Annotated in this window: 20 protein-coding genes and 1 tRNA gene; 10 read left to right on the forward strand and 11 right to left on the reverse strand. The window is 62.1% G+C overall.

Going from position 1 to position 25,760, the window contains the following annotated elements:
• Positions 1-44: 44 nt before the first annotated feature.
• From ispG to H3T92_RS05535, 4 genes are all read right to left on the reverse strand, one after another.
• The gene (gene ispG, locus H3T92_RS05520; RefSeq protein ID WP_180335377.1) at positions 45-1,274 is read right to left on the reverse strand and encodes a flavodoxin-dependent (E)-4-hydroxy-3-methylbut-2-enyl-diphosphate synthase; all 1,230 of its coding nucleotides are present in this window, start codon (positions 1,272-1,274) and stop codon (positions 45-47) included.
• Positions 1,271-2,545 carry a 1-deoxy-D-xylulose-5-phosphate reductoisomerase gene (dxr, locus tag H3T92_RS05525; protein ID WP_232341930.1) on the reverse strand — a complete coding sequence of 425 codons (1,275 nt, stop codon included), beginning with the start codon at positions 2,543-2,545 and terminating at the stop codon, positions 1,271-1,273. Before dxr ends, ispG begins: the two co-directional genes overlap by 4 nt.
• Positions 2,542-4,215, reverse strand: a complete 1,674-nt coding sequence (locus H3T92_RS05530) for a DivIVA domain-containing protein (RefSeq protein ID WP_198189539.1) — start codon at positions 4,213-4,215, stop codon at positions 2,542-2,544. Before H3T92_RS05530 ends, dxr begins: the two co-directional genes overlap by 4 nt.
• Positions 4,216-4,315: 100 nt before the next feature.
• A tRNA-Val gene (locus tag H3T92_RS05535) sits at positions 4,316-4,389 on the reverse strand.
• 131 nt (positions 4,390-4,520) lie between these two features.
• Here H3T92_RS05535 and H3T92_RS05540 point away from each other — a divergent pair.
• Entirely contained in the window at positions 4,521-6,065 is a 1,545-nt protein-coding gene (locus tag H3T92_RS05540) for an MDR family MFS transporter (RefSeq protein WP_198189540.1), read from the forward strand.
• Between the two features lie 118 nt (positions 6,066-6,183).
• On the opposite strand, the gene H3T92_RS05545 is transcribed toward H3T92_RS05540, so the two are convergent.
• Together H3T92_RS05545 and H3T92_RS05550 are read right to left on the reverse strand one after the other, a co-directional pair.
• A complete protein-coding gene (locus H3T92_RS05545) occupies positions 6,184-6,600 on the reverse strand; it encodes a DUF3052 domain-containing protein (RefSeq protein ID WP_024627263.1) in 417 nt (138 codons plus the stop codon).
• Positions 6,601-6,651: 51 nt separating this feature from the next.
• Positions 6,652-7,518 carry a S16 family serine protease gene (locus H3T92_RS05550; protein ID WP_198189541.1) on the reverse strand — a complete coding sequence of 289 codons (867 nt, stop codon included), beginning with the start codon at positions 7,516-7,518 and terminating at the stop codon, positions 6,652-6,654.
• Between the two features lie 94 nt (positions 7,519-7,612).
• Between H3T92_RS05550 and H3T92_RS05555 the strand changes: the two genes are divergently transcribed.
• Positions 7,613-9,250, forward strand: coding sequence for a zinc-dependent metalloprotease (locus H3T92_RS05555; protein ID WP_198189542.1), 1,638 nt, complete (start codon positions 7,613-7,615; stop codon positions 9,248-9,250).
• A 45-nt stretch (positions 9,251-9,295) separates the two neighbouring features.
• Here H3T92_RS05555 and H3T92_RS05560 read toward each other — a convergent pair whose 3' ends face one another.
• Positions 9,296-10,786: an ATP-dependent helicase gene (locus tag H3T92_RS05560; RefSeq protein ID WP_198189543.1), complete on the reverse strand. Its 1,491-nt coding sequence runs from the start codon at positions 10,784-10,786 to the stop codon at positions 9,296-9,298.
• 103 nt (positions 10,787-10,889) lie between these two features.
• Here H3T92_RS05560 and H3T92_RS05565 point away from each other — a divergent pair, with 103 nt between their 5' ends.
• Positions 10,890-12,524 carry a phosphotransferase gene (locus tag H3T92_RS05565; RefSeq protein WP_198189544.1) on the forward strand — a complete coding sequence of 545 codons (1,635 nt, stop codon included), beginning with the start codon at positions 10,890-10,892 and terminating at the stop codon, positions 12,522-12,524.
• Positions 12,525-12,613: 89 nt separating this feature from the next.
• Positions 12,614-12,853, forward strand: a complete 240-nt coding sequence (locus tag H3T92_RS05570) for a DUF3107 domain-containing protein (RefSeq protein ID WP_144085453.1) — start codon at positions 12,614-12,616, stop codon at positions 12,851-12,853.
• A gap of 64 nt (positions 12,854-12,917) precedes the next feature.
• Here the strand turns inward: H3T92_RS05570 and H3T92_RS05575 are convergent, their stop codons facing one another.
• A complete protein-coding gene (locus tag H3T92_RS05575) occupies positions 12,918-13,805 on the reverse strand; it encodes a PHP domain-containing protein (RefSeq protein ID WP_198189545.1) in 888 nt (295 codons plus the stop codon).
• A gap of 71 nt (positions 13,806-13,876) precedes the next feature.
• Here H3T92_RS05575 and H3T92_RS05580 point away from each other — a divergent pair, with 71 nt between their 5' ends.
• Positions 13,877-14,485, forward strand: coding sequence for a vitamin K epoxide reductase family protein (locus tag H3T92_RS05580; protein ID WP_198189546.1), 609 nt, complete (start codon positions 13,877-13,879; stop codon positions 14,483-14,485).
• Here the strand turns inward: H3T92_RS05580 and dapF are convergent, their stop codons facing one another.
• Positions 14,486-15,451 (reverse strand): diaminopimelate epimerase, encoded by a 966-nt coding sequence (dapF, locus tag H3T92_RS05585; protein ID WP_198189547.1) that lies wholly within the window; start codon positions 15,449-15,451, stop codon positions 14,486-14,488.
• A gap of 67 nt (positions 15,452-15,518) precedes the next feature.
• On the opposite strand from dapF, the gene murI reads away from it, so the two are divergent.
• Together murI and H3T92_RS05595 are read left to right on the forward strand one after the other, a co-directional pair.
• Positions 15,519-16,304, forward strand: a complete 786-nt coding sequence (murI, locus tag H3T92_RS05590; RefSeq protein WP_198189548.1) for a glutamate racemase — start codon at positions 15,519-15,521, stop codon at positions 16,302-16,304.
• A gap of 68 nt (positions 16,305-16,372) precedes the next feature.
• The gene (locus H3T92_RS05595) at positions 16,373-17,224 is read left to right on the forward strand and encodes a patatin-like phospholipase family protein (protein WP_198189549.1); all 852 of its coding nucleotides are present in this window, start codon (positions 16,373-16,375) and stop codon (positions 17,222-17,224) included.
• An 8-nt stretch (positions 17,225-17,232) separates the two neighbouring features.
• On the opposite strand, the gene H3T92_RS05600 is transcribed toward H3T92_RS05595, so the two are convergent.
• Positions 17,233-18,201, reverse strand: a complete 969-nt coding sequence (locus tag H3T92_RS05600; protein WP_198189550.1) for an SPFH domain-containing protein — start codon at positions 18,199-18,201, stop codon at positions 17,233-17,235.
• Between the two features lie 166 nt (positions 18,202-18,367).
• Between H3T92_RS05600 and H3T92_RS05605 the strand changes: the two genes are divergently transcribed.
• Complete coding sequence (locus tag H3T92_RS05605) at positions 18,368-19,315, forward strand: aldo/keto reductase (RefSeq protein ID WP_198189551.1); 948 nt, start codon at positions 18,368-18,370, stop codon at positions 19,313-19,315.
• Positions 19,316-19,449: 134 nt separating this feature from the next.
• On the opposite strand, the gene ileS is transcribed toward H3T92_RS05605, so the two are convergent.
• The gene (gene ileS, locus H3T92_RS05610) at positions 19,450-22,794 is read right to left on the reverse strand and encodes a mupirocin-resistant isoleucine--tRNA ligase (RefSeq protein ID WP_198189552.1); all 3,345 of its coding nucleotides are present in this window, start codon (positions 22,792-22,794) and stop codon (positions 19,450-19,452) included.
• 470 nt (positions 22,795-23,264) lie between these two features.
• Here ileS and H3T92_RS05615 point away from each other — a divergent pair, with 470 nt between their 5' ends.
• Together H3T92_RS05615 and H3T92_RS05620 are read left to right on the forward strand one after the other, a co-directional pair.
• Positions 23,265-24,221 (forward strand): nucleoside hydrolase, encoded by a 957-nt coding sequence (locus H3T92_RS05615; protein WP_198189553.1) that lies wholly within the window; start codon positions 23,265-23,267, stop codon positions 24,219-24,221.
• Positions 24,222-24,281: 60 nt separating this feature from the next.
• Complete coding sequence (locus H3T92_RS05620; protein WP_198189554.1) at positions 24,282-25,709, forward strand: MFS transporter; 1,428 nt, start codon at positions 24,282-24,284, stop codon at positions 25,707-25,709.
• The last annotated feature ends 51 nt before the right edge of the window (positions 25,710-25,760 follow it).

Consider the following 25,760-nt stretch of genomic DNA (forward strand, 5'->3'; position numbering starts at 1 on the left):
CACGTCGGCCATTGTAGCCGGTGGCGGGGATGGCTCTTACGCCCTCAGCTGGCACGACCGGTGACCGGAACCACCATGGGCCCTGCCTCCGGCAAGGTTTCACCCTGGGCCGCCGCCTTGGCATCCATCTGGGCGGCGATTTCCTTGGCCCGTTCCAGCAGCGTGGGGACAATCTGATCCTCGGGCACGGTCTGCACCACCTTGCCCTTGATGATGATCTGGCCCTTGCCGTTGCCCGAAGCCACCCCCAGATCGGCCTCCCTGGCCTCGCCAGGTCCGTTGACGATGCAGCCCATGACGGCCACCCGGATGGGGGCGGTGATGTCCTTGAGCCCCTCGGTGACCTCCTTGGCCAGCTCGATCACATCCACCTGGGCCCTGCCGCAGGAGGGGCAGGAGATGATGTCGAAGTGGCGCTGGCGCAGCCCCAGGTACTCCAGGATCTTGCAGCCCACCTTGACCTCTTCCACAGGCGGTGCGGACAGGGAAACACGAATGGTGTCGCCGATGCCCTCGGCCAGAAGCGCGCCGAAGGCCAGACAGGACTTGATGGTCCCCTGCCAGGAGGGCCCGGCCTCGGTCACGCCCAGGTGCAGGGGCCAGTCGCCCTTGGAGGCCAGAAGCCTATAGGTCTGGACCGTGGTGACGGGATCGTGGTGCTTGACGGAGATCTTGAAGTCATGGAAGCCCACGTCCTCGAACATGTGGGCCTCTTTCAAAGCCGAGGCGACCAGGGCCTCAGGGGTGGGTCCGCCGTAGCGGGCGTAAATGTCCTTGTCAAGGCTGCCGGCATTGACCCCGATGCGCAGGGAGATGCCTGCATCGGTGGCGGCCTTGCAGATCTCGGGGCCGACCTGATCGAACTTGCGGATGTTGCCCGGGTTGACCCTGACGGCTGCGCAGCCCGCATCGATGGCCTGGAAGACGTACTTGCTCTGGAAGTGAATGTCGGCGATGACCGGGATGGGCGACTTCTTGGCAATGATGGGAAGCGCGTCGGCATCGTCCTGGCTGGGTACGGCCACCCGTACGATGTCGCAGCCGGCTGCGGCCAGCTCGGCGATCTGCTGCAGGGTGGCATTGATGTCAGCGGTGACCGTGTTGGTCATGGACTGCACCGATATGGGGGCTCCCCCACCGACCGGCACAGGCCCCACCATGATCCGACGGGAGCGGCGACGAGGATGCAGCGGAGTCTGGCTGATGGCCTGCTCGCCTGTCTTGCGGAACCCCTGAGAGGATGTTGACTGTTCGGTCTTGGGAATGCTACTCACGCTGTCATGTCTATCAAAGCATCAGCCCTTTGGCGTGCCTCATGCTCGACTTGCTCCATTACCTCCACGGATGTGAATGTTCCCGGAAGATGCGTTTCCATGGCATCCATGACCGAACGGATGGTTTCGACGATGCCCAGGTAGGGCAGCCGGTGATCCAGGAAGGCCCTGACCGCCTGCTCGTTGGCGGCATTGAAGACCGCGGTCATGGGCTCGCAGCTGCCCAGGGCCCGCCTGGCCAGGTTGACCGCCGGGAAGGCCTCATCATCCAGGGGCTCGAAAGTCCAGGTATTGGGCTTGGACCAGTCGCAGGCCGCAGCCACATGGTCGAGACGGACGGGCGCCGACAGACCCAGGGCGATGGGCAGACGCATATCCGGAGGGGAAGCCTGGCTTATGGTGGCCCCGTCCTGGAACTGGACCATGGAGTGGACCACGGACTGGGGGTGAACCACCACGGTGATCCGCTCGGGCTCGATCCGGAAGAGCCGGCTGGCCTCGATGACCTCCAGACCCTTGTTGACCATAGTGGATGAGTTGATGGTGACCACCGGACCCATGGACCAGGTCGGATGATTCAGGGCCTGCTCAGGGGTGACCTCGCGCATGGCTTGGCGGCTCCAGCCCCGGAAAGGACCTCCCGATGCGGTGACCACCAGACGGGCCACCTCTCCATGCTGCCCCGAACGCAGAGACTGCCAGATGGCTGAATGCTCGGAGTCGACCGGGTTGATCTGACCCGGCCGTATCTCGGCATCAAAGAGCAGATGGCCGCCGGCCACCACGGACTCCTTGTTGGCCAGAGCCAGCTGGGATCCGGCCTGCAGGGCCGCAATGGACGGGCGCAGACCGACTGATCCGGTGATGCCGTTGAGGACCAGATCACTGCCGGAGCCGGCCAGAGCCTGGACCGCCTCCATGCCTGCTTCTACTTGGATACCGGTCAGCCCCAGGGCCTTGAGCGCCTGCTGCAGGGCCGGAACCTGGGCCCTGTCGGCCAGAGCCAGACGGGTCACGCCAAAATCACGGGCTTGACGGGCCAGGAGCTCAACATGCGCACCACCAGCGGCCAATCCAGTCACCTGGAACCGATCCCTATGACGACTGATCAGATCCAAGGCCTGGGTACCGATGGATCCTGTGGATCCCAGGATAACCAGACTGCGAGATTGGTCGGCATCGTCCCTAGGCGACCAATCCGCCAGGGTACGTTCACGCTCGACCGGCAAACCGGCCTGCACGCCTTCGCTCATCACTGCCAACTGACTCATCGACCGCCTTTATCCTGCTCCCCCTCGTCGCCGAAGGCCGGGAATGAAATATCAGGGATGTCCAGATCCATCTTGGGCAGATCCTGGTTGAGCAGGGAGTTCAGGTAGGAATCCGGATCCTGGTCCTGCTTGTTCCCCTGCGTGTTTTGTGAGTACCGAGGCTTGGCCCAGTCGGGCGTATCCGTGCTGCTTTCGGCTGTTTCGGCCCAAGGACGCTCCTGGGTCTCAGGTGCTGCTGGTGCCGGCTCCTCGTAGCTGCCCAAGGGCCCGCCTGCGCCCAGAGGTCCGTCGACGAAAGGCGAAGAGATAACTGAGGTGGATCCTGGCACAGAAGAGTCTTCGGCGTCAGCCTCGTTCGAGGGGGACACCGGTGATTCCGGTCTTGTGGCGGGGGCGGATGCGGCAGGCGTCGAGGGGGTCGGCTGGAATACCGTCGGCTCAGGAGCCTGCGGTGCGGGGGAAGGCGAAGGAGAGGCCGTCGGGTTGAAAGGCACGGATTGTACAGCCGGCGCGGGTGCAGCCGAGCCTGCAGCGGAGACTGCAGGAGTATAGCTGGTTGGCGCAGAGGTGGGCATAACCGATTCTTGCCGACCGGAGACAGCCGGATTTGCAGGAGCAACGGCCGCTCCGCCGCCGACATCGACTGAGGATGCAGACCGGGCTGAAGCTGTTGAAGGTGTATCAACACCGGTATCCACAGCCGCTCCAGCGCCGTCCTGAGCCAGTCGCTGGTTGACCGCTGAAGCCAGGGCACCCAGGGAGCTGTTGGGCTGGGCCGTCGGCACCGTCTGCGTGCTGGCAGCGGGAGCATCGAAGATGGCCCGTTCCGCCTGATGCAGTTGAGCGAAATCGTCCTGACTGCTTTGGTCCTCCGCAACAGGGGAAGCATTGGGGATGCTCCAAGCGGGTTCCTGACTCTGTCCGATCAGCGGCTGAACGCCCGAGGCTGAAGAGTCCTGCACAGGAAGCTGCGGTTGCGCAGGAACAGCGGCAGGCGCCGTTGAACTCGCGCTTGCTCTCTTGGCCTTCTCGCTGACCCTGGCGAAGGACTCCAGCTGCTCCAGAAGCTCGACGGCCTTGGCCAAGAAGAAGTCCACCTGGCGCTCGTCATAACCCTTGGGCCCCCGCCGCTGGGTGAAGATGACGTTGGAGACGCGGTCAGCCGTGATGTCGGTGTTCTTCGACTTGCCCGAGTCCGTCTTCCGCCCCTCCTGCAGGTTGAGCTGGTCAGAAGTCTTGTTGAGGACCTGCTCGATCAGCCGCTCCACCTGCTTGCAGTCGTATGAGGGCATGCCGGGATCCCCGCGCTTGAAGACGCTGCCTGAGGGCCTGCCGGCATGAGTGGTCAGCTCCGATTGCAGACTGACCATTCTGGTCGTCCAACCATCCACGCCCACCCGGGCTATCTCCAAGCTGGTCTGCCTGTCGGAAATCACCCTCTCCAGTCGGGAGAGGGCTGCATCCACCTGGGTGATGATGTAGCCGTTCTTGCACAGGTCAAAGGAGGCGTTGGCTATCTCCTCCTGGGTCAGATCAGGATCCTGGCTCTCATAGAGCGAGTGCGCCCGCTCCAGGAAGGCGTCCACCTGCTTGGTGTCATACCCCCACTTGCGCTTGCCCGAGCGCGCGATGGTCGCCTCGGTTCCACGGGCATCAGGCTTAGCTGACATCAGGCATCGACCTCCTGACCTTTCTTGCCAACGATCGTCGTGCATCGATTCTACGTGAGCGCTAAGACGCGACTTCGGGCACGCCCCCCAAAAACCCCTGTGGTCCCGCCCGGACTCGAACCGGGGACATCCACCGTGTAAAGGTGGCGCTCTAACCAACTGAGCCACGGGACCAGCACACTACCTTAGCAGAATACACGGTGACAAGGCCGCACGGGGCGGCTATAATCCACTAGGAATTCGCGGGCCTTGTCCGCAAAAAGAAGAGAAACACACCATATACACCGTATAAAAGGGGGTTCGGATTGTCACAGACAGTCGATACAGGCAGCGGCAGGAAGACCAACCGCACCCTGGTGACGGTGGCGGTCTTCATCGCCACCTTCATGACGGCCATCGAGGGGACCATCGTCTCCACCGCCATGCCCACCATCATCGGGGACCTGCATGGGCTGTCCATCATGAACTGGGTCTACTCCATCTATCTGCTCATGACAGCGGTCACCACGCCCATCTACGGCAAGCTTTCGGACCGCTTCGGCCGCAAGCCGCTGCTGACCATCGGACTGCTGGTCTTCGTGATCGGATCCACCCTGTGCGCCCTCTCCCAGTCCATGCCCCAGCTGATCGGCGCCCGTTTTCTGCAGGGTCTGGGGGCCGGCGCCATCCAGCCGCTGACCTACACGGTCCTGGCCGACATCTATCCCCTGGACAAGCGGGCAGGCATGATCGGCCTGAACGGCTCGGCCTGGGGCATCGCCTCCATCATCGCCCCGCTGCTGGGAGGCTTCATCGTCCAGCAGATAAGCTGGCACTGGGTCTTCGCCATCAACGTGCCCATCGGCCTGCTGGTCATCATCATGATCCAGATTTTCCTGAGCGAGCATATCAAGGCACGTGAAACCCGCATCGACTACATCGGCATCGGGCTGCTCAGCGTCTGCCTGATCTGCCTGATGCTCTGCCTGCAGAGCCTGGGATCGGCGGGCGATACGCGAATTACCCTGATCCTGGCTGCAGCCACCGTGGTCACCTTTGCCCTGCTGCTTCATGTGGAGGGCCGCCAGGAGGACCCCATCCTGCCTCTGCGGCTCTTCCGCATCAGAACCTTTGTCATCCAAAACATCTGCATGCTCCTGGTGGCCGGATTCCTGATGGGCTTCGACACCTACATGCCCATCTGGATGCAGTCTGTTTTGGGAATGAACCCCTCCCTGGGCGGCTTTGTGGTCACCCCCTCCTCCATTCTTTGGCTCCTGGGCGCCTACGTGGCCGGACCGCTGACCATGCACCACCCGCCGCACCGGGCCACCAACATCGGCCTGGCCTTCATCCTGACGGCCTGCATCTGCTACATAGCCGTCCCCCAAGCCACCGCCTACTGGGTCTTCCTGGTCATCTCCGCCGTGGTCGGCTTCGGCTTCGGCCTGACCATCACCACCTCGACCATCACCGCCCAGAGCGTGGTGCCAGCAGGCGATGTGGGCGCCTCGACCAGCTTCAACACCCTGGCTCGCTCCCTGGGGCAGACCCTGATGGTCTCCATCTTCGGCATCGTCATGAACACGGTCATCGCCCGCGAGGTGCCTCAGCATAAGGGACTGACCGAGGACATGATGAACAGCATGATCAACCCGGCGACGGCAGGAAGCATTCCCTCGCGTCTGCTGGGCCCGGCCCGCACCATCGTCTTCGACGGCCTGCATTGGATCTTCCTGGTGGGCCTGGTCATTCTGATCGTGGCCCTGGTGGCCAACCTCTGCGATATCCGTTCGCGCACCCTGCTGGCCGAATATCAGAACAAGGCCACGACGGCTTCTCCGGCCATTGCTGAGAAGGGCGAGCAGTAATGGCTGCCGGCCAGATTGGATTCCTCAGGGAATCCCTGATGAAAGAGAGCGAGGTGGTGGGCACGGTTGATCCTGATGCCCACCACCTCGTTCATTGGCGCTTCTGCAGCCAGAAGTCTTACTTGCCCTTGCCGAAAGCCCGCAGCTGGGTGGCGTTCCAATCCTTGCTGACGGTGGTGGGCATCAGGGCATTCATGCCCGCGGTCTTGGCCGCATTGGAAACGACCCCTGGCGCCGATGCCCCCGGTCTGCCGGGTTTGGGAGTCAACACCCAGAAGGGCGCACCCTTGTTGACCATGGCCGAGGCATCCATGATGGTATCTGCCAGATCATCCTCGGCATCGCCGTCCCGCCACCAGATGATGACCCCATCCACGGCTGCGTCATAGTCCTCGTCCACCAGCTCTTCGCCGGTCAGATCCTCGATCCTGGTCCGGATCCCGTCGTCGACATCGTCGTCCCACATCCATTCCTGAACGATATCGCCGGGATGAAAACCGAACTCTTCCGCTGTATAGGTTGTAGTCTCAGCCACGGTTTCAGCATAACAAGACTGCCGGAATTCACCAATTGGACCGGCCTTGTCTTATCTGCCCTTGGTGGCTGTGCAGCGGGGCAACCCCTCCCCCTGGCCATGGCCGATGGCCACCAGGGCCTTGTAGGCCTCGTCCAAGGTGGATACCCGCACGTCGCGCAGTCCCTGTGGCACATGGCCCGCCACCTGTGGGCAATTAGCCGCCGGGGCCAGGAACCAGGTGGCGCCGTCCCGCCTGGCGCCCAGCATCTTCAGCTGGATGCCGCCGATGGCCCCGACCCGTCCCTTCTGATCCATAGTGCCGGTTCCTGCGATGGTCAGACCACCGGTCTCCTGCTCCGGAGTGATCTTGTCGATGGCTCCCAGGGTGTACATGAGCCCGGCCGAGGGACCGCCGATGTCGGCCACCCTCATGCTGAACTGCAGGCCCGATACGTCGTATCCTCGGGCCTTGAGGAAGGCCAGAGCCTGGGCCGAGGCAGCCTTCTGGGAGCCGTGCATATCACCCTGCTCCTGGCGCTTGTACTCCTCCACACTCTGCCCGGGAGGCACCACGGCCTCCTGGGGAAGCACCGTGGCGTGGGGGTCGGCCCAGCCCACCAGCGCATCCAGGTTGGAGGCCGGATAACCGGGAATTCCGCGGGCATTGACTGTGGTCATCAGCAGGCGGCCCTTGTCATGGTGGATCTGGCCGCCCTTGACCTTGATGACCGGTGAGCCTTTTGAACTTCCCAGCACGTCCTGGGTGGGTCCGGGCGTCTCGATGGTATAGGGCGAGGGGAGGAGAAGCACCAGGAGGGCCAGAATGATCAGAAGACCGCCGACCAGCATTTTGCGGGTGGGTCCGCCAAGCGTCCCGATTTGCCGTTCGGGTGCGCCTGTGGCGCAGTGATCCGATTTCCCGTGCGGAAGTGTCATAGCTCCAATATTATGGTTGATGAAGACGATAATCCCGGCAGACGTCAACCTCGATGGCGGACGGCCTGCCTTGGCGAGGACTGGAATCAAAGCAATGGACGAGAATGCAATCCACCAATGGCTCATCGAGTGCTTCGGCCCGGTGCAGGGCGAGCTGGCCTGGAGTCAGTTCTCACAGCTGCCTGAGTCCATCCGCTCCCAGATGGCGGCCCAGGGAGCCGATCAGCTGCCCAAACCCGCCGAGGTCCAGGCCCTGATTCAGGCTTTCACGGCCGGAGGGCTGAACACGCCGGCTGACATGCAGGCCCAGGCCGACCAGGGGCCCATCAACGTTGCCCTGGCCAAGAACATCGCCCTGGGACGCACCAGGGCCGACCAGTCCGATACCACCGTCACAGCCGAGGACAGCGAGCGGGTGGCCCGGGTCATGAGCGAAGCCAACCTCTGGCTGGACACCGTCTGCGCCTTTGACCCCGCCCCAGGCCAAACCGAAGCCTTGACCCGAGCCGGATGGATCGAGGGCAGCATAGACGCCTGGGTCCAGTTCGCCTCGCCGGTGGCCCAGGCGGTCAGCGAGGCCCTGACCTCCGTCATCAACCAGCGCTTCCAAGGTTTCGACCAAGGCGAGATTTCGGGAATGTTCGCTGGACCTGTGCCCATCCCCCTGCCCGACAATCTCAAGGATCCGACCACGCTGATGAAGCTGCTGGGGAACACCTCATTCGCCATGCAGCTGGGGCAAGCCGCTGGAGAGCTGGCCAAGGAGGTCCGCGGAGGATTCGATCAGGGCATCCCGCTGCTCAAGAATCCCGCCGGAGCCCTCATACCCCAGAACATCAAGGCCTATGCCAAATCCCTAGAACTGGATCAAGACGAGGTCACCCGCTACATGGCCCTCAAGGAGGCCGCCCACGCCCGGCTCTACGCCGCCGTTCCTTGGCTGATGCCGCGCTTCGAGGCCCTGATCGGCAAGTACGCCCGGGGGGTCTCCATCGACCTGGATGCGGTAGAAGATCAGCTGCGCGAAGCCGAACAAATCAACCCCGAATCCATCGCCGGCGCCATCAACCTCAGCAATGTCGGCATCGAGGACACCCCTGAGCAGAAGGAGGCCCTGCACAGCCTGGGCGACCTGCTGGCCCTGGTCGACGGCTGGGTGGATTGCGTGGTCTGGAACGCCGGCATGGCCCACCTGCCCCACCTGGAGCAGCTGAGGGAGATGACCCGACGCGAGCGCGCCGTGGGAGGGCCGGCCGAACAGACCTTCGAGTCCCTGCTGGGCCTGCATCTTCACCCCAAGCGGTTGCGCGAGGCCGCCGACCTTTGGGAGCGCATCACCGCCGAGGAGGGAGTTCAGGGCCGTGACGGCCATTGGTCCCATCCTGACCTGCTGCCCTCCCTGCCCGTCAAAGCGGAAGCCGATCAGGGTGGGGCATCGACCACTGCAGAGGGGCAATCCGAGCAGAAGGCCGACACTCCCGCCACCTCGGTGGACTGGGATGCCGAGCTGGACAAACTGCTGAACGCCGAGGAAACGGATTCCTCTGCTGATCCGGCCACCCCTGCAGACTCCGACACTGCTGATTCCAGCACTTCAAATGACCAGGAACATTCGGGCCAGGAAGCTCCGGGCAACCAGAAGAGCACCGGCAACGATTCCAAGGACACTGATGACGGTCATCCGGATCAGCACAACTCAGACAGCGGCGATTCGGACGGCGACCAGGCCTGAATCGCACTCGCTTTCCCCGCCTTCCAAGGGTCGAGACAATGGCACTCAGCGGTGGATGAACCGGCTGGGGGCGCGCCGGACGAAGGCGCTGCCGTCCTTGTGCTCCGCATAGGAAAGGTGCAGGGTGTCCTCGGCCCGGGTCACCCCGACGTACATGAGGCGGCGCTCCTCTTCCAGAGCGTCCCCCTCGGGCGGTGAGCCAAAGGGGATCAGCCCCTCGGCGCAGCCAACAATGAAGACATGGGCGAACTCCAATCCCTTGGCAGCGTGGATGGTGGAGACCGTGACCCTCCCCTGACCCATGCCGCCCTCCAGCTGTTCCAGCACTTCCTGCCTGCTCAGATCGACCGACTGGTTCTGCCAGCCCGACTCTGTACGCACCCTGTAGCCGATTCCGCACTCGTGCAGGGCACGGCAGATCAGGGTCTGCTGGGCGTTGATCCGCGTCAGGATTGCAAACTGGCCGGGCCGGGCCCCCCTCCGGATCATGGAGGATATACGGGAGGCCACGGCCCCAGCCTCATCACCATCGTCCTCGTAACGGGTCATCGCGACCCTACTGCCCTCCTGACGGGCCGAGGTCAGCTTCAGATAGTCGTCACGCACCGGCGAGCGAGCCAGAATGCCATTGGCGTAGTGAACCACCCTTCCCGTGGACCGGTAGTCGGTGGACAGGTCCAAATCGGCCTTGATGCCCGGGAATTCCTGGGGGAAGTTCAGCAGATAGTAGGAGGTGGCTCCAGCGAAGGAGTAGATGGTCTGGGCCGGGTCCCCCACCACGCACAGGTTCTGCCTGCCGTTGAGCCAAAGCTTGAGCAGGCGGTGCTGCAGGGGCGAGACATCCTGGTACTCGTCCACAGTCAGCCAGCCGATGCGGTCTCTAATGTCAGCAGCAGCCTGGCCGCCCTCTTCCAAAATGTGGCAGACCAGCAGAAGAATATCGTTGAAGTCCATCTGATTGTGAGCGGCCTTGGAGCTCTCGAAGACCGTGTACAGGTCGGCCATCCGATCAGCCTCCAGACCGGCCGGCGGCAGACGGTGGCTGGCCGCACAGACCCGAACGTAATCCTGGGGGGCGATCAGCCCCACCTTGGCCCAGTTGATCTCCGCAGTCAGGTCCCTGACCTGGCCCGGGTCGGCCTCCTGCCCGCAGACCCGCTGGTAGGCGGAGGACACCAGGGGACCCACATCCTCAATCAGGTCGGGAGGGTAGGTCTCGCTGACCTGGGGCCAGACCCGCCTGAGCTGGTGCAGGGCCGCCGAGTGAAAGGTCGCCGCCTGCAGAGAGGCCGACACGCCAAGCTTGGTGAGACGATCACGCATCTCGGCTGCGGCACGGACCGAAAAGGTCACTGCCAAGGTTCTGGAGGGCTCCCAGCTTCCACTGGCGCAGGCATAGGCCATCCGCCGGGTGATGGTCCTGGTCTTGCCAGCCCCGGCGCCAGCGACGATTCGCACAGGCCCGTCGAGCACGGTGGCCGCCTGCCGCTGGGCGGGGTCCAGACCCTCCAGCAATCGTTCCTCATCCTCTTGCACACCCCCATTGTGTCAAAGGCCGGTACCGGAACCGGCGGCGGCGTGCCCATGTGGTCAAGTGGACAACCATATCCACAACGGTCCTTGTATTATCCTTGAGAATGTGAGTGAACGAACGAAGCTGACCCTGGCCGCCCTGGCGTCGGCCGCCATGCCCGAGGTGCCCATGACCGGCGCGCGGGACTGCGACCAGCTCAGCGTCCTGGACCGTGCGCAGGGCGTGGACTGCGCCGTGGTCCAGGACGCGACCGGCAACGTCTACGACGTCTGGGCCACCAGCTCGGAAGCCGGCAAACGCCGGCTGGCCGCTCGGGTCAAAGCGGCTCAGGCTCTGGCCGATGCCAAGGAGATGGCGGCCATGGGCTTTAAGGTCGAGCACATCCTGGCCTACCAGCCCGGCGAGAAGGCGGACAGTCCGACCGGCACCACCGCTGTTGCCGTCATGACCCACTGCCCAGGCCGAATCCGTCCCCTCCACCTGCTGACCCTGAACGAATGCACCGCCGCGGGCACCGCCATCGGCGCCATCCACCGGGTGCGCCCTGATTTTCTGAAAACCCACGGCTATCCGGCCTTCTCCACTGCCCAGATAGCGGCCCAGCTGCGGGGATGGATCAAGCGGCTGCGCATGGATGGCCACGTGCCCAAGGAAATCACTGATTCCTGGGCCTCCATCGTGGCAACCGACGGGCTCTGGTCCTTTGAAACCTGCACCGTGCACGGAGGCTTCTCCGACGGCGATTTGCTCTACGCGGGCTCCGGACTCAGCGGGGTCTACGGCTGGCAGGACATGCAGGTCAACGATCCTGCCCGTGACCTGGCCTGGATCTTCGCCAAGCTGGACGGGTCCCGCCGCAACGCCGTCATCGCGGCCTACGGCAGGATGATGGGGGCCCGGCTGGACGACCTGATCATGCTCAGGGCCAACCTCTGGCTGCAAATGGAACAGGTGGGCGACTTCATCACCGCCCTAGATCATGCGGACAACGAACGGATCATCCAATTCAAGGCCCAGGTGGAGCGTCTGGCCCAGCAGCTGGGCGACCACGAGCAGGGCCAGCGCGCCCGCCGGCAGCAGCAGACGCCGAGTCCGTCACCCGCTGGCGCACCCTCCACCATCACCGTGGGCACCCTGCTGGGCGACGACAATGCCGAGAATCCGGCCTCAGCGCAGGGCCCCGCCGCGGCAGATGCAACTGCCCCGTCCAAGGAACCTTCCTTTGAACCCTCGGATGAGAGCTCGGCCACTATCGCCATCAGCAGGGCAGAAATGGCTGACCTGGCTCAGACCCAGACCGCCATGGACCATTCCGATGCCAGGAATAAGCCCAGCAGACAGGCCCAGAGCACAGACATCGGCACCGACGATCAATCCAAGCCACCAGCTGTGACCCCTACTCCCCGAGAGGGGCAGTCAGGCCTGAGCGATCACTTCCGCGGCATCGGCAACCCAGCCACGAGCGACGAGGATACGGATGGCGAGGCGAATCCGAAGGCCGCAATGGGCGACCCGTCCGCAGACAACCAGTCCTCGAACCCCGCTCAGTCAGGGGAGGCCGCTTCCCAGCAGGATGATGCCTCGTCAGCTCAAGCCCTCGCAAGCGATCAGGCTGAGACCGTCGTCATTCCCAGAAAGCCCTTGCCCGAGCAGACCCCGACGCTCACTGCAGACGGACAGACCTCGGCATCGCCGTCGGAACCCGGGTCTGCGCAAGAGGAGCGTCAGGGAGACGCTTAGAGCGTAATCACCCGGGCCAGCGAATAATGAGACCGGAAGATCCGTGAACCGGCCGGTCTGGGCGACGGAAAACAACCTTGGAGGTAGCAATGGATATCGAATTCGGCATCAAGAACGTGGCCCGCACGGTCAACTTCAGCACCAACGCCAAGGCGGATGAGGTGGCTGCACACATCGCCCAGGCCCTGAACGAGGGCGGACCCATCGATCTGGTGGACGACAAGGGCCGACACATCATCGTTCCCAAGGAGTCCTTGGGCTACGCAGTGGTCGGTTCAGACACCACCCATCCGGTCGGCTTCGGTGTCCTGGGAGGCTCCGCCGACTGAGACTGTGATCGCCTGACGGGGGCGGCTGGATCCTTGTGGTCCGACCGCCCCCGATCCGTATCCGCTAACCCTTCCAGGCCACCGGACGGCTCCCCCGGGCCTTGTCCACGATTTGGGCCACCACCTCGCCACTGGTGCTGTTCTCCCCCATGCGATTGGGCTTGCCTTGGCCGTGCCAGTCCGATCCTCCGGTCACCAGCAGCCCCCAACGTTGGGCCAGGGCCATGAGCCGTCGACGCTGCTCAGGCGGATTGTCCCGATGCCAGACCTCCAGTCCGCCCAGTCCCTCTCTGGCCAGCGTGGCAATCTGTTGGTCGGAGAGCAGGACGGGATTACGGTTGACCGCACCAGGGTGGGCGATGATCAGGACGCCGCCTGCGTGGTTGACGGCCGCCAACACCTGGTGGGTGGTCGGCGAGGGAGTAGGCAGGTAGTAGGCGCTCCTGGATGAGCAGACCCCGGCGAAGGCCTGGCTCCGGTCGGCATAGACACCGGCCTTGACCAGGGCATCGGCGATATGCGGGCGGCCCACCGTGGTCTTCGACCCCTCCTTGACCTGGTCCAGCACATCCTGCCAGGTGATCGGATAATCCCGGGAGATCCGCTCGACCATGGTCCTGGTTCTGGTCAGCCTGGCCTCCCTGGTCTTGGCGAAGAGCCCGGCGATGACTGGATCCTTGGGATCGTAGAGGTAGGCCAGCATGTGAACCGAGACGCGGCCGTCCTGCGCAGTGATTTCGGTGCCCGGCAGCAGGGGCATTCCCAGGGACTGGGCCGCCCGACGGGCCTCATCCCAGCCCGCATTGGTGTCATGGTCGGTGATGGCCAGACCTTCCAGTCCCAGTTGCTGCGCCTGCTCGACCATCCCCCGGGGCGTCACGGTGCCGTCGGAGAACACGGTGTGGCAGTGCAGGTCCCAGCCGGAGACCGTGACAGTATCCTCATGCGTCATGCCTCCATCCTAAACTCGTGAACGCGTTCCCGTCTCAGAGAACCCTCCCGACCATTGAGGTGATGGACCCCATGAGCGAACCGACCTCGTCAGCCCCTTCCAGCTATCTGATTGCCGCCCTGACCTCGTTTGCGGCGCTCTACGCCAGCCTGGTCCTGTCAGCGGAAACCCTCCAGCTGGCACGCCACCCCCAGGGCCAGCTCAGTTGTGACATCAACTCGGTGGTCTCCTGCTCAGCCGTGGCCCAATCCCCCCAGGCCGAGCTGATCCGCCTGGGCACCCTGCCGGTACCCAATGCCTTTCTGGGACTGATAGCCGAATCCGTCTTCCTGACGCTGGCCATAGTGGGCCTGTGCCGGATCAAGATGCCCGCACTGCTGGCGGCAGGGACCTGGCTGGCCTCCCTTACCGCCCTGGCCTATGCGCTTTGGCTGTTCACCCAGTCGCTCTTCGTCATCCACGCCCTCTGCCCCTGGTGCCTGGTCATGACCCTCGCCACCAGCCTGCAGTTCATGGCCTTCAGCCACGCCACAGTCATCCAGCAGGGTCTGCCGCGCAAGAGGTCGGGATGGCTGCAGACATACTATCAGCGGCACTTCGATCTGATGGTCGACCTGGTCTGGCTGGTCGCCCTGGCCACTATCGTCCTAGCTGTGGAAGGATCCGCCCTCTTCGGCTGATCAGCAACCGGGAATATGCTCCAGGGTCAGGCGGGCCACCATTCTGGCCGGTCCGGTCAGCCAGACATCCTGCGGATCCACGTCCACCTGCAGACGTCCTCCGCCCACCTGGATAGTCCAATGGTCGACCCCGGTCAGGGCTCGCAACAGCACGCCGCTGGCGCACAGACCGGTCCCGCAGGACAGGGTCTCGCCCACGCCACGTTCATAGACCCTCATGGTGGCCCGACCGTTGCCATTGTCGGCATCCAGGGCATCCAGACGCAGGAATTCCACATTCTGCCCTTCGGCCAGCCCGGGCCTGACCCTCGGCGGGGCCGACAGATCCAGATCGCCCGGATCGGGCAGATCGGTCCTGGCCAGCAGGTCGGTCACGGTTTCAGGCAGTCCACCGGCCTCCAATTCGGCATCGACTGCAGTCAGAACGACTGCATGAGGATTGCCCATATCCACCATGGTGCCAGGAGCCGAGCCACCTAGGGCGCCGCCGTCGACCAGCTGTTGCCCCACCGGGCCCATCCGCCAGGCCCCGACCTTGACCTTGAACACATGCTCGCCGTCGCACTTCATCGGACTGCGCGAGACGATCCGCTTGACCCCGGCCCGGGTCCCCAGCAGGAAGGAGGAGCCCTCCATGGTCGGTGTCAGCCCCTGCTTCTGGGCGAAAAGGGTGACAGCCCGGGTCCCGTTGCCGCACATCTGGGCCAGTGATCCGTCCGCGTTGCGGTAGTCCATGAACCACTGACAGCCGAAACGGTCGCAGGCATCCACCTGGTCCTGATTCAAGTCGCTGACATCAGCCGGATGGGTCAGCCGGATGACCCCGTCGGCCCCGACCCCGAAATGACGGTCGCACAGCCAGCGCACCTGGTCGGCTGTAGGCTCCAGATCCCCCCGGGGATCGGCGTAGACCACAAAATCGTTGCCGGTGGCTTGCATTTTGTAAACAGTCCGGGGAATACTCATGCTTGTAGCGTACGGCCCTTCGGCGACAGGCTAGGCTGGTTCTTCGGCTGCGAAAGGAGCGGATCAGATGACATCAGATGCACCGATCGGGATCTTCGACTCCGGACTCGGCGGTTTGAGCGTCACCGCAGCCATCCGCAACCTCCTTCCTCAAGAAAACCTGCTCTACTTCGGCGACTCCGCCTACGCCCCCTACGGCACCAAGGAGCCGGACCAGATCACCCAGCGCTGCCAGGTCATCGGCGACCGGTTCATGGACCAGGGCATCAAGGCCATGGTCATCGCCTGCAACACCGCCACCAGCGTCTGCGTGGATGACATGCGCCGACGTTACCCGATCCCGGTCATCGGCATGGAGCCGGCACTGAAACTCGCTTGCACGCGCGGCGGAGGTCGACCCCAGCGGGTTCTGGTCACGGCCACCCCGCTGACCTTGAAGGAGGCCAAGTTCTCACGCCTGATGGCACGGTTCTCCGGCAGGCACACCATCCTCACCCAGCCCTGCCCGGACCTGGTGACCATTGTGGAGTCTGACAGGCTGAACGACCAGGCCCTGGTCGACGCCACCCTGCACCGCTATTTGGACCCCTATGATCTGCAGACCCTGGATGCCCTGGTCCTAGGCTGCACCCACTTCGTCTTCTTCCGACAATCCATCGCCCGCATCTGCCCGCCGGGCCTGGCACTGGTCGACGGCAACCCTGGAACGGCCCGCCACCTCAAGGATCTGCTGGCCCAAGCCGATGCCCTCAACCCGGGCCCGGGCCCCGGCAGCGTACAGATCGCCAACTCTGATTCCTCACCGGCCATGCTGGATCTGTCCAAGAGGCTGCTGGCCTCCTGTCGCCCCTGAACGGCTTGTCCAACGTTCACGCATAAGCTGTCATCAAGCTCGGATATCTGTCAGGAAACGAGGTGCCCATGGTACGCAAAAGAACAGCCGTCATCGACGTAGGCGGCGGCTACCGGTCCATCTTCGGCGCCGGCGTCTTCGACCGCTGCATGGAGCAGGGCATCACCTTCGATCACTGCTACGGGGTCTCGGCCGGCAGCGCCAATCTGGCCTCGTTCCTGTCGGGCCAGCTCAGGCGCTGCTACCGCTTCTACACCGTCTACTCCTCCCGCAAGGAGTACGCGAGCGTGAGCAACTTCCTGACCAAGCACACCTTTGTCGATCTGGACTACGTCTACGGCAAACTGTCGGCCCACGACGGGGAATGCCCGCTGGATTACCAGGCTCTGAAGGCCAATCCGGCCCTGTTCACCGTAGTCGCCTGCAAGGCCACTGACGGATCCACCGTCTACTTTGACAAGTCCGACCTGGCCCAGGACAACTATGACATCCTCAAGGCCTCATCCACCGTGCCGGTGGCCAACAAGCCCTACATGATCGATGGGGTGCCCTATCTGGACGGCGGCATCGCCGACCCGGTCCCGGTCCGCAAGGCCATGGACGAGGGCTACGAGCGCATCGTCCTGGTCCTGACCCGCCAGAGGGATATTCTGCGCGAGCAGAAGAAGGATGTCCTGCCGGCACGGATCCTGGCCAGGACGTATCCGGCGGCCGGCGAGCGCCTGATGGAGCGCTACCGCACCTACAACGACGAGGTGGCCCTGGCCAAGCAGGCCGAGAAGAAGGGCCAAGTGCTCATCCTGGCCCCGGACAGCCTGTGTGGACTGACCACGCTGAGCAAGTCGCTCAAGGGACTCAACGCCATGTATGACAAGGGCTATCGGGCCGCCGAGGCCATAGCCGACTTCCTGGAAAGCTGAGCAAGGCCTTACAGAGCCGGCGTCCCGGCCCCGCCCTCTGCGCCCGCACTCCTGCGGCCGTGGCGGGGATCCGCACTGCCCTGGGTGCTCTGGGCGGTCATGAGCGCTGCGGTCATCTGGTTGAAGAGCTCGTTGTAACCACCGGGGGTCGCCGCTGGCAGAACCAGGGTCTTGGCATTGTCGGACTCGGCCAGCGAGCGCATCACATCCAGATATTGGTTGAAGAGCACCACATTGTTGACCGCATCGATATCCATGCCCACGGCCCGCAGACTGTTGATCTGGTCCACAATGCCGTTGGCGATCTCCCGTCGGTAGTTGGCCTGGCCCTCGCCCTGCATCCTGGTCTTCTCGGCATCGGCCCTGGCCTGGGTCTCGATCTCGATCCGACGGGCCTCGGCACGCTCCCTGGTGGCCTCCTTCTCACGCTGGGCCGCGTTGATGGAGTCCATGGCCTGCTTGACCTGGGTGGAGGGGTCGATAGCCGTGACCAGGGTCTTGATGACCGAGAACCCGAAGCGCTGCATCTCCTGGCCCACGGTCCGCTGCACGTCGGAGGCGATGTCGTCCTTGCGGGCGAAGGCGTCATCCAGGCTCAGGGCGGGAATGGCCGACCTGAGGGCGTCCTCCATATAGGAGCGCAGCTGGCCCGCCGGGTCGACCAGCTCGTAGTAGGCCGTAGACACGTTGGCCGCCTCCACCCGGAACTGTGCAGAGACCTCCACGGTGACGAAGACGTTGTCCTTGGTCTTGGTCTCCAGCTTGACGTTCAGCTGGTTGACCCGCAGGTTGGTTTTGGCGGCTATCCGGTCCACCAAGGGGATCTTGGCGTGGATGCCTGCCAGCGCCACCCGGTGGTACTTGCCGAAGCGCTCAATGACGTCCGCCTGCTGCTGGGGCACCACGAAAATCCCCAGAAGGAAGATGATCAGCGCCAGGACCAGCACGGCGATCACAATGGCGATGCCCAGATGCATGAGTGTTCTCCTTCGAGCTTAAAACCCTTGGGGCCGGACCTGAGAACCGCACCATTCCGGCCTTTCCTCTCATCACCATACATGATGGACTCGTCTGAACAATCGGTTCGGGCGCTCAAGCCGTAATAGACTCGGCTTTACGAGCCTTCAACCCGAAAGGATGAATATGGCAAAACTACGCGGCATTGACGCCGAAATCTTCCCCCTGGTCCTGGGCGGCAACACCTTCGGATGGACCAGCGACGAATCTGTGTCTGACCAGGTCCTGGACGCCTACACGGAAGCCGGGGGCAACCTGATCGATACAGCTGACGTCTACTCGGCCTGGGCCCCAGGCCACTCCGGCGGCGAGTCCGAGATCGTCCTGGGCCGCTGGCTGGCCAAGAACGGCAACCGCAACAAGGTCCTGGTGGCTACCAAGGTCAGCCAGCACCCCCAGTACTCCGGTCTTTCAGCCAAGAACATCGAGGCCGCCGCCGACGCCTCCCTTCTCAGGCTGGGCCTGGATGTGATCGATCTCTACTACGCCCACTTCGACGACAGCTCCACCCCCCTGGAGGAGACTGCGGCAGCCTTCGACAAGCTGGTCAAGGAGGGCAAGGTTCGGGCCATCGGCCTGTCCAACTACACCCCGGACCGAATCCGCGAATGGTTCAGCATTGCACGCAAGGAGGGCCTGACCCTGCCGGTGGCCCTGGAACCCCAGTACAACCTGGTTTACCGCAAGGACTATGAGAATGGCCTCATGCAGGTTGCCAAGGACGAGGATCTGGCGGTCTTCCCTTACTTCTCGCTGGCCTCGGGCTTCCTGACGGGCAAGTACCGGACCATGGACGACCTCAAGGGCAAGCAGCGCGAGGGCATGGTCAAGGACTTCTTCACTCAGGAGGGTCTGGATGTGGTCGCCGCCATGGACGGCATCGCCAAGGCCCATGGGGTCGAACTGGCCACCGTGGCCTTGGCCTGGCTCAACCATAGGCCCGGGATTGCAGCCCCTATTGCTTCTGCACGCACCCCCGAGCAGCTGCCGGCCCTTCTGGCCGCTGCCCATCTGGAACTGAGCGACCAGGATATGCAGACCTTGAACCAGGTCAGCGACAAGGTCAAAGGCTGATCAGCAGCCGGTACTCCATCGCGGTTGCCGGCAGCACGGCCAAGCGTGGCGCAGACGAGCACCTAGACAGGCAGGTCGTATAAAGAAGGGCTTCCATCTCCTATCAGATGGAAGCCCTTTTTATGCAATTATGATCAGGCTTTGACCAGGTCGACCTGTGGCTGGTCCACATCGCCAGCGTTGACGGTCAGGCTGGTGGCCAGGGTCTCGCCTGCGATCAGGTCGCTGAACTGCTGGGCCTTGGGGGCATCCTCCCCGGGCAGGGTCAGGGTCAGCCGGATCCGGTCGGCGATGTCCAGACCGGCGGTCTTCCGGGCATCCTGAACCTGGCGGATCAGATCCCTGGCATAGCCCTCGGCCAGGAGGTCGTCGTCCAGCTGGGTGTCGAGGATGACGAAGCCTCCGGTGGGCAGGGCTGCAGAGGCCGACCGATCAGCCTGGGAGCCATCCTCCTGCTCGATCCTGTTGTCCAACTCGTATTCACCGGGTTCCAGGGCCACCGGTCCATCGGGGGTAGTGACGACCACATGACCGTCCTGCTCTGACCAGTCGCCCTGCTTGGAGGCCCGGATGACGAACTGGACCTGCTTGCCCAACCGGGGTCCGGCCGCACGGGCATTGACCTTGAGATCGTGGATGATTCGCAGACCATGCTGGCCGGCCTGATCCAGGGTGCAGAACTCCACATCCTTGATGTTCAGCTCGGCCTTGAGCACGGCCACATAGGGGCGGGCCGCATCGGGGTCACGAACCACCACGGTCAGCAGGGACAGGGGCTGACGGACGCGAATCTGCTCGGCCTTGCGCAGGGCCAGAGTGGCCGAAACCACCTCGCGGACCTTCTCCATGGCGGCTACCAGGGCAGGATCGTCACGCAGGACCTGTCCCAGTTCGGTCTCCTGCCCGGTGGCCTCGTCGGCCAGGAAGGGCCAGTCGGCCAGATGGACAGACTCGCCACCGGTCAGGCCCCGCCAGATCTGCTCGGCTTCCATGGGCGCCAGGGGGGCCAGAAGGCGGGCGAAGGCCTCCAGAACCGTGTAGAGGGTATCGAAAGCCTGGTGGTCCTCGCCCCAGAAGCGGTCGCGGTTGTTGCGGATGTACCAGTTGGTCAGCACATCGATGAAGTCGGTCACCGCATCGCAGGCCTCGGAGATGGCGAAGTCGTCCAGGGCCTTCTGCACTGACTGGATCAGCCGACGGGTGCGTGCCAGCAGGAAGCGGTCCATCTCCGGCAGGCTCGCCACCCGGTCCGGCGTCAGCGCCTGGGCCTGGTAGCCGGCGCCCTTGTTGGCCGCGTTGGCGTAGAGCGTGTAGAAGTAATAGGAGCTCCAGACCGGCAACATGACCTGGCGGACCGTGTCGCGAATGCCATCGGCGGTGACGACCAGGTTGCCGCCGCGCAAGATGGACGAGCTCATCAGGAACCAGCGCATGGCGTCGGATCCGTACTTGTCGAAGACCTCGTTCACATCCGGATAGTTGCGCAGGTGCTTGCTCATCTTCTGGCCGTCGGAGCCCAGGACGATGCCGTGGCAGATCACATTCTTGAAGGCCGGGCGGTCGAAGAGGGCCGTGGACATGATGTGCATGGTATAGAACCAGCCACGGGTCTGGCCGATGTACTCCACCACGAAATCGCAGGGATCTCTGTCCTCAAAATACTGCTTGTTCTCGAAGGGGTAGTGGAACTGGGCGAAGGGCATGGAACCCGACTCGAACCAGCAGTCCAGCACATCGGTGATCCTGTGCATGGTGGATTTGCCGGTGGGGTCGTCAGGGTTGGGCCTGGTCAGCTGGTCGATCCAGGGCCGATGCATGTTGATCTGCCCCTTGTCATCAGTCGGGTAGCGGCCGAAGTCCTTCTTGAGCTCATCCAAGGACCCGTAGACGTCCACCCGAGGATACTTGGGATCGTCCGAGACCCAGACCGGAATGGGCGAGCCCCAGAACCTGTTGCGGGAGATGGACCAGTCGCGGGCATTGGCCAGCCACTTGCCGAACTGGCCGTCCTTGACGTTTCCGGGGATCCAGTTGATCTGCTGGTTGAGTTCCAGGAGGCGGTCCTTGATCTTGGTCACGGAGACGAACCAGCTGGAGACCGGCTTGTAGATCAGCGGGGTGCCGCAACGCCAGCAGTGGGGGTAGGAGTGGACATAGCTCTTCTCCTGGAAGAGGAGGGCCCGATGCTCGGCCGGGATCTGTGCCAGGGGGCCGTCGCCGGCGCGCAGGTTGCGGACGATGGGCATGTTGGCCTCGAAGGCCTGCAGGCCCTGGTAGTCCGGGCACTGCTCGGTGAAGACGGCCCCGGCATCGAGCACGTCCACGCTGCGGATGCCCTTGGCGTTCAGGGTGTTCATATCGTCCTCGCCATAGGGAGCCTGGTGGACCAGGCCGGTGCCCTCCACGGTGTCGACGTAGTCAGCCGTGTAGATGGTATAGGCATTGGGGCCAGGAGTGCCGCCCTCGGATTCGGCCTGCTCTCCGGCGAAGTAGGGGAAGACCGGCCAGTACCGCCAGCCCTCCATCTGGGACCCCTTGAGGGTGCGGACCACCTGGTAGTCCTCCCCCAGCTGCTTGGCGTAATCGCCCAAGCGTGCCGTGGCGATGTAGAAGCGCTTGCCGGCGAAGGGCCCCGACACCGGACTGACCTCCGAGTACTCGATGTCAGCGCCGACCACGATGGCCAGGTTGGTGGGGACGGTCCAGGGGGTGGTGGTCCAGAAGACCGCATAGGCGTCCTCGTCCCTGAGCTTGACGGCCACGGAGACGGTGGTGTCCTGCCGGTCCTGGTAGACATCGGCATCCATGCGCAGCTCATGGTTGGACAGCGGGGTCTGGTCCTTCCAGCAGTAGGGCAGCACCCGGTAGCCCTCGTAGGCCAGGCCCTTCTCGTAGAGGGTCTTGAAGGCCCACATGACCGACTCCATGTAGGAGACGTCCAGGGTCTTGTAGCCGTGGTCGAAGTCCACCCAGCGGGCCTGCCGGTGGACGTAGTCCTTCCACTCGCTGGTGTACTTGAGCACCGAGGCGCGGCAGGCGTCATTGAACTTCTCGATGCCCATCTGCTCGATCTGATCCACGCTGTCGATGCCGAGCTCGCGCTGCGCTTCCAGCTCGGCGGGCAGGCCGTGGGTGTCCCAGCCAAAGACCCTCTTGACCTTGTGGCCCTTCATGGTCTGGTAGCGGGGAATGACATCCTTGACGTAGCCGGTCAGCAGGTGCCCATAGTGGGGCAGGCCGTTGGCGAAGGGCGGGCCGTCGAAGAAGACGAACTCATTGTCGGCATGATCGCCGGACGGACGACGATCCACTGACTTGTTGAAAGTGTCGTCATGGTCCCAGTAGTCCAGAACGGACTCCTCCATATGAGGGAAGGAGGGATTGGGCGTCACCTTGGCCAGAGCCGGGTCCACCACCGCCTTGGGATAGACTTCGCCATCCCGTTTTGTCGCATCTGAGGTATCAGTGGTCTGATTCACCGTTCACGCTCCTCGCTGGTCGTTCATGTCGCCATGTCGAGGACGAGGGACCCATGGGGCCCACCGCGGTACCACCTCGCTTGCCCGGCCATGATCTGCGCCGGACCGCTTGAACTGGGCTGTGCGGGCCCGCCCGTCGGTTCTACTGAGGATCGCCGCAAGCGAGCCCGTTCTTCCGAGGGCTCCCCGCTGATGACGGATCAAGGCCCATTGCTCGTTAAGAATACACCACCCATCTACCATTTCTTCCCGCTCATTCACCTTGCGGAAACACCTATGAAGATCTGTTGCTCCTCACCTCTTTCACCCAGAAATTTGACAAGTTAAATCCAGTTTGATAATTTATTCACCACAGAGACGATAAAAGGTTTTATCTTCTTTGTTTTAAAGAATGCAAGTGAGGCAAAGATGCTTAGAGGGAGCGCAGATGCTTTGTATTCACTCATTGCTGCTATTGGAAAGGCTAACAATTGAGGAAGTTCATACTCGATCTTGATACCGGAATTGATGACACCCTTGCCATCGCCTACGCTCTTGGAAGCCCAGAGGTAGAACTGATCGGTATTACAGCAACCTACGGCAACGTAACCATGAGCCAAGGAATCCGCAACGACCTGGCTATCACCGATTTATTTGGTCATGCAGAAGTCCCTGTTTACGCTGGTCTACCCCATGCAACCAACAAGAACACCTTCGAGGTCTTGGAGGGATCACGGCTGATCCATGGTAAAAATGGAATCGGCGATGTAACAATACCTGATTCGCCTCGCTGCCAAGAAGCATCATCAGCGATCGACTTTATTATCAATTCAGCTCATAAGTACGGCAAAGATCTGACTTATGTAGCTACGGGACCACTGACCAATATCGCCGCGGCCGTGAAACAGGACCCTTCCATCAGGGAAATCATGGGAGGAATCGTGATCATGGGAGGCGCACTGACGGTTACAGGCAATGTGGCGCCATGGCGTGAAGCCAACATATCTCAAGATCCCGAAGCAGCTAATACACTGTTCACATCCGGAGCCCAATGCACCATGGTGGGTCTTGACGTTACCTTGCAAACTTTGCTGACGACAAATGAAACCAAGCAATGGCGAGCGCTGGGAACCCCTGCCGCCGCTTTTCTTAGCGACATGACGGATTACTACATCCACGCCTATGAGCTTACGTCTCCGGGCTTGGGAGGTTGCGGTTTACATGATCCCCTGGCCGTGGCAGTAGCCGTTGATCCCACATTGGTCAAGACCTTGGGTGTCAACTTGAAAGTTGAGACTGACGGAGCCACTAGAGGAAGAACTATTGGAGACAAGGATAGGCTCAACGATGCCACCAAGACAACTCAAGTGGCCATCAAGGTAGATGTGGAGCGTTTCCTGCATGAATTCATGACCAGAACCTCCCTAGTTGTCTCTGACCAGCAATGAAGCCAGACACCGGTAAACCTATTAATCGATATAGATAATAAAGAGAGAATAAGAGCAATCATGTCAGACAGTGCGACTGCAGCCAAGGACGGCTCACCATCACAGAGTTCCTCTCAACAGGCGGAAATAACAAGCGACATGGCTGTCAAAGCCTTAATTCCGCTGCTCATCACTTTCGTCCTGGGCACTTTATGCCTACAAGGATTCAATCTGGTTTTCCAGGAAATTGGAGAAAGCGTTGGAGCACCAGGGCAAGCGTCCTTGATAACGGCGATTCCCAGTATTGTTCTCGGCATCGTATGCTTCATCTACGGTTCGCTGGGAGATTTTGTCTCACTCAAAAAATTGGTAGTTGTAGGCATTACCTTGCTGGTATTCGGTTCGGTTCTCGGATTTGTAGCCAACTACTATTTCACTGCTAATATATGGACGGTCATTGTGGCCCGAGCTATCCAGACGGCTGGCGAGCAGGTGGCCGGCTCCGTTTATCTGGTAGTGGCGACAAAATATCTTAAGGATTCTCTTAAGGTCATATTTTTTGGGATCTTTACCGCTGGATATCAGATCTCGGCAGCCATCGGCGTCTTCGCTGCGGGCTTCTTAACTTCGATTCATTGGCAGTATCTATTCCTGATTCCGGCCGTGACTGTACTCTTCCTACCCCTTCTTCTTAAGAATCTTCCAAATAAAACTGGAAACGGTGAAAAAGTCGATGTGGTCGGCTTCACGATCTTCGGCCTGGCCACAGCTTTCATTACCCTCTTCTTCTCCTACAAGAGCTGGTGGATGCTTGCTGCTTCTGCCGTTCTCTTCATCGTCTTCGCTATATACATTCACAAGGCAAGCAATCCCTTCGTAACTCCGGCTTTCTTCCGCAACAAACGCTGGCTGATGGCAATATCTCTGCTTCTGCTCTTCTATCTGCCCAACTATTCCTTCTCCCCGCTCTTTAACGGAATAAGCACCAAGGTGTTCCACCTGACCACTTCACAGGTATCACTGCACATCGTCTGGGCTTTCGTCGTAGGGGCCACTGTAGGAATCTGCTCAGGGTGGATCGTTGGCAAGATCGGTCGTCGGGCCGCAATCATCACTGCGGGCTGCATGAAAATACTCGGCTTTGTTCTTGCCGTCTTCTGTGTCAATCTAGGACCGATTGCTTTGACCATTGCAGGCTGCATTTATTACGGTGGAGGCGGTTTCCTCTACTCGCCACTGGTCTCAACAGTTCTTGGCACCCTGTCTAAGGATGAGTCTGGACGCGGCGTAGGCATGAACGACCTGGCTATGAACGTCTCCAGTTCCATTGGTATCGCCATCATAGGCGGTCTGATGAGTTCCCCAACACTATCCATAGGCAGCATCAACGGAACTACTGGATTCGCAGCCAATTATTCCAATCTTTTCTTGATTGATGCAGGTATGATCGTCGTTGGCCTTCTTATCTACTTCGCTTTCAATAAGAAGATTTATAGCGAGAGCAAGTAATAAACAATACGTTCGCGGCCACGATTTGTTCGATTTGTGAGTCCAATGAAC

The organism is Bifidobacterium sp. W8112, assembly GCF_016101425.1.
Taxonomy (GTDB): domain Bacteria; phylum Actinomycetota; class Actinomycetes; order Actinomycetales; family Bifidobacteriaceae; genus Bombiscardovia; species Bombiscardovia apousia.

Coding starts and splice junctions, on each gene's coding strand:
- H3T92_RS05530 (WP_198189539.1), bottom strand. CDS start 4,215: ATGTCAGCTAAGCCTGATGCCCGTGGAACCGAGGCGACCATCGCGCGC.
- H3T92_RS05600 (WP_198189550.1), bottom strand. CDS start 18,201: ATGCATCTGGGCATCGCCATTGTGATCGCCGTGCTGGTCCTGGCGCTG.
- H3T92_RS05620 (WP_198189554.1), top strand. CDS start 24,282: ATGTCAGACAGTGCGACTGCAGCCAAGGACGGCTCACCATCACAGAGT.
- H3T92_RS05550 (WP_198189541.1), bottom strand. CDS start 7,518: ATGACACTTCCGCACGGGAAATCGGATCACTGCGCCACAGGCGCACCC.
- dxr (WP_232341930.1), bottom strand. CDS start 2,545: ATGAGTCAGTTGGCAGTGATGAGCGAAGGCGTGCAGGCCGGTTTGCCG.
- dapF (WP_198189547.1), bottom strand. CDS start 15,451: ATGAGTATTCCCCGGACTGTTTACAAAATGCAAGCCACCGGCAACGAT.
- H3T92_RS05555 (WP_198189542.1), top strand. CDS start 7,613: ATGGACGAGAATGCAATCCACCAATGGCTCATCGAGTGCTTCGGCCCG.
- murI (WP_198189548.1), top strand. CDS start 15,519: ATGACATCAGATGCACCGATCGGGATCTTCGACTCCGGACTCGGCGGT.
- H3T92_RS05605 (WP_198189551.1), top strand. CDS start 18,368: ATGGCAAAACTACGCGGCATTGACGCCGAAATCTTCCCCCTGGTCCTG.
- H3T92_RS05570 (WP_144085453.1), top strand. CDS start 12,614: ATGGATATCGAATTCGGCATCAAGAACGTGGCCCGCACGGTCAACTTC.
- H3T92_RS05580 (WP_198189546.1), top strand. CDS start 13,877: ATGAGCGAACCGACCTCGTCAGCCCCTTCCAGCTATCTGATTGCCGCC.
- H3T92_RS05575 (WP_198189545.1), bottom strand. CDS start 13,805: ATGACGCATGAGGATACTGTCACGGTCTCCGGCTGGGACCTGCACTGC.
- H3T92_RS05595 (WP_198189549.1), top strand. CDS start 16,373: ATGGTACGCAAAAGAACAGCCGTCATCGACGTAGGCGGCGGCTACCGG.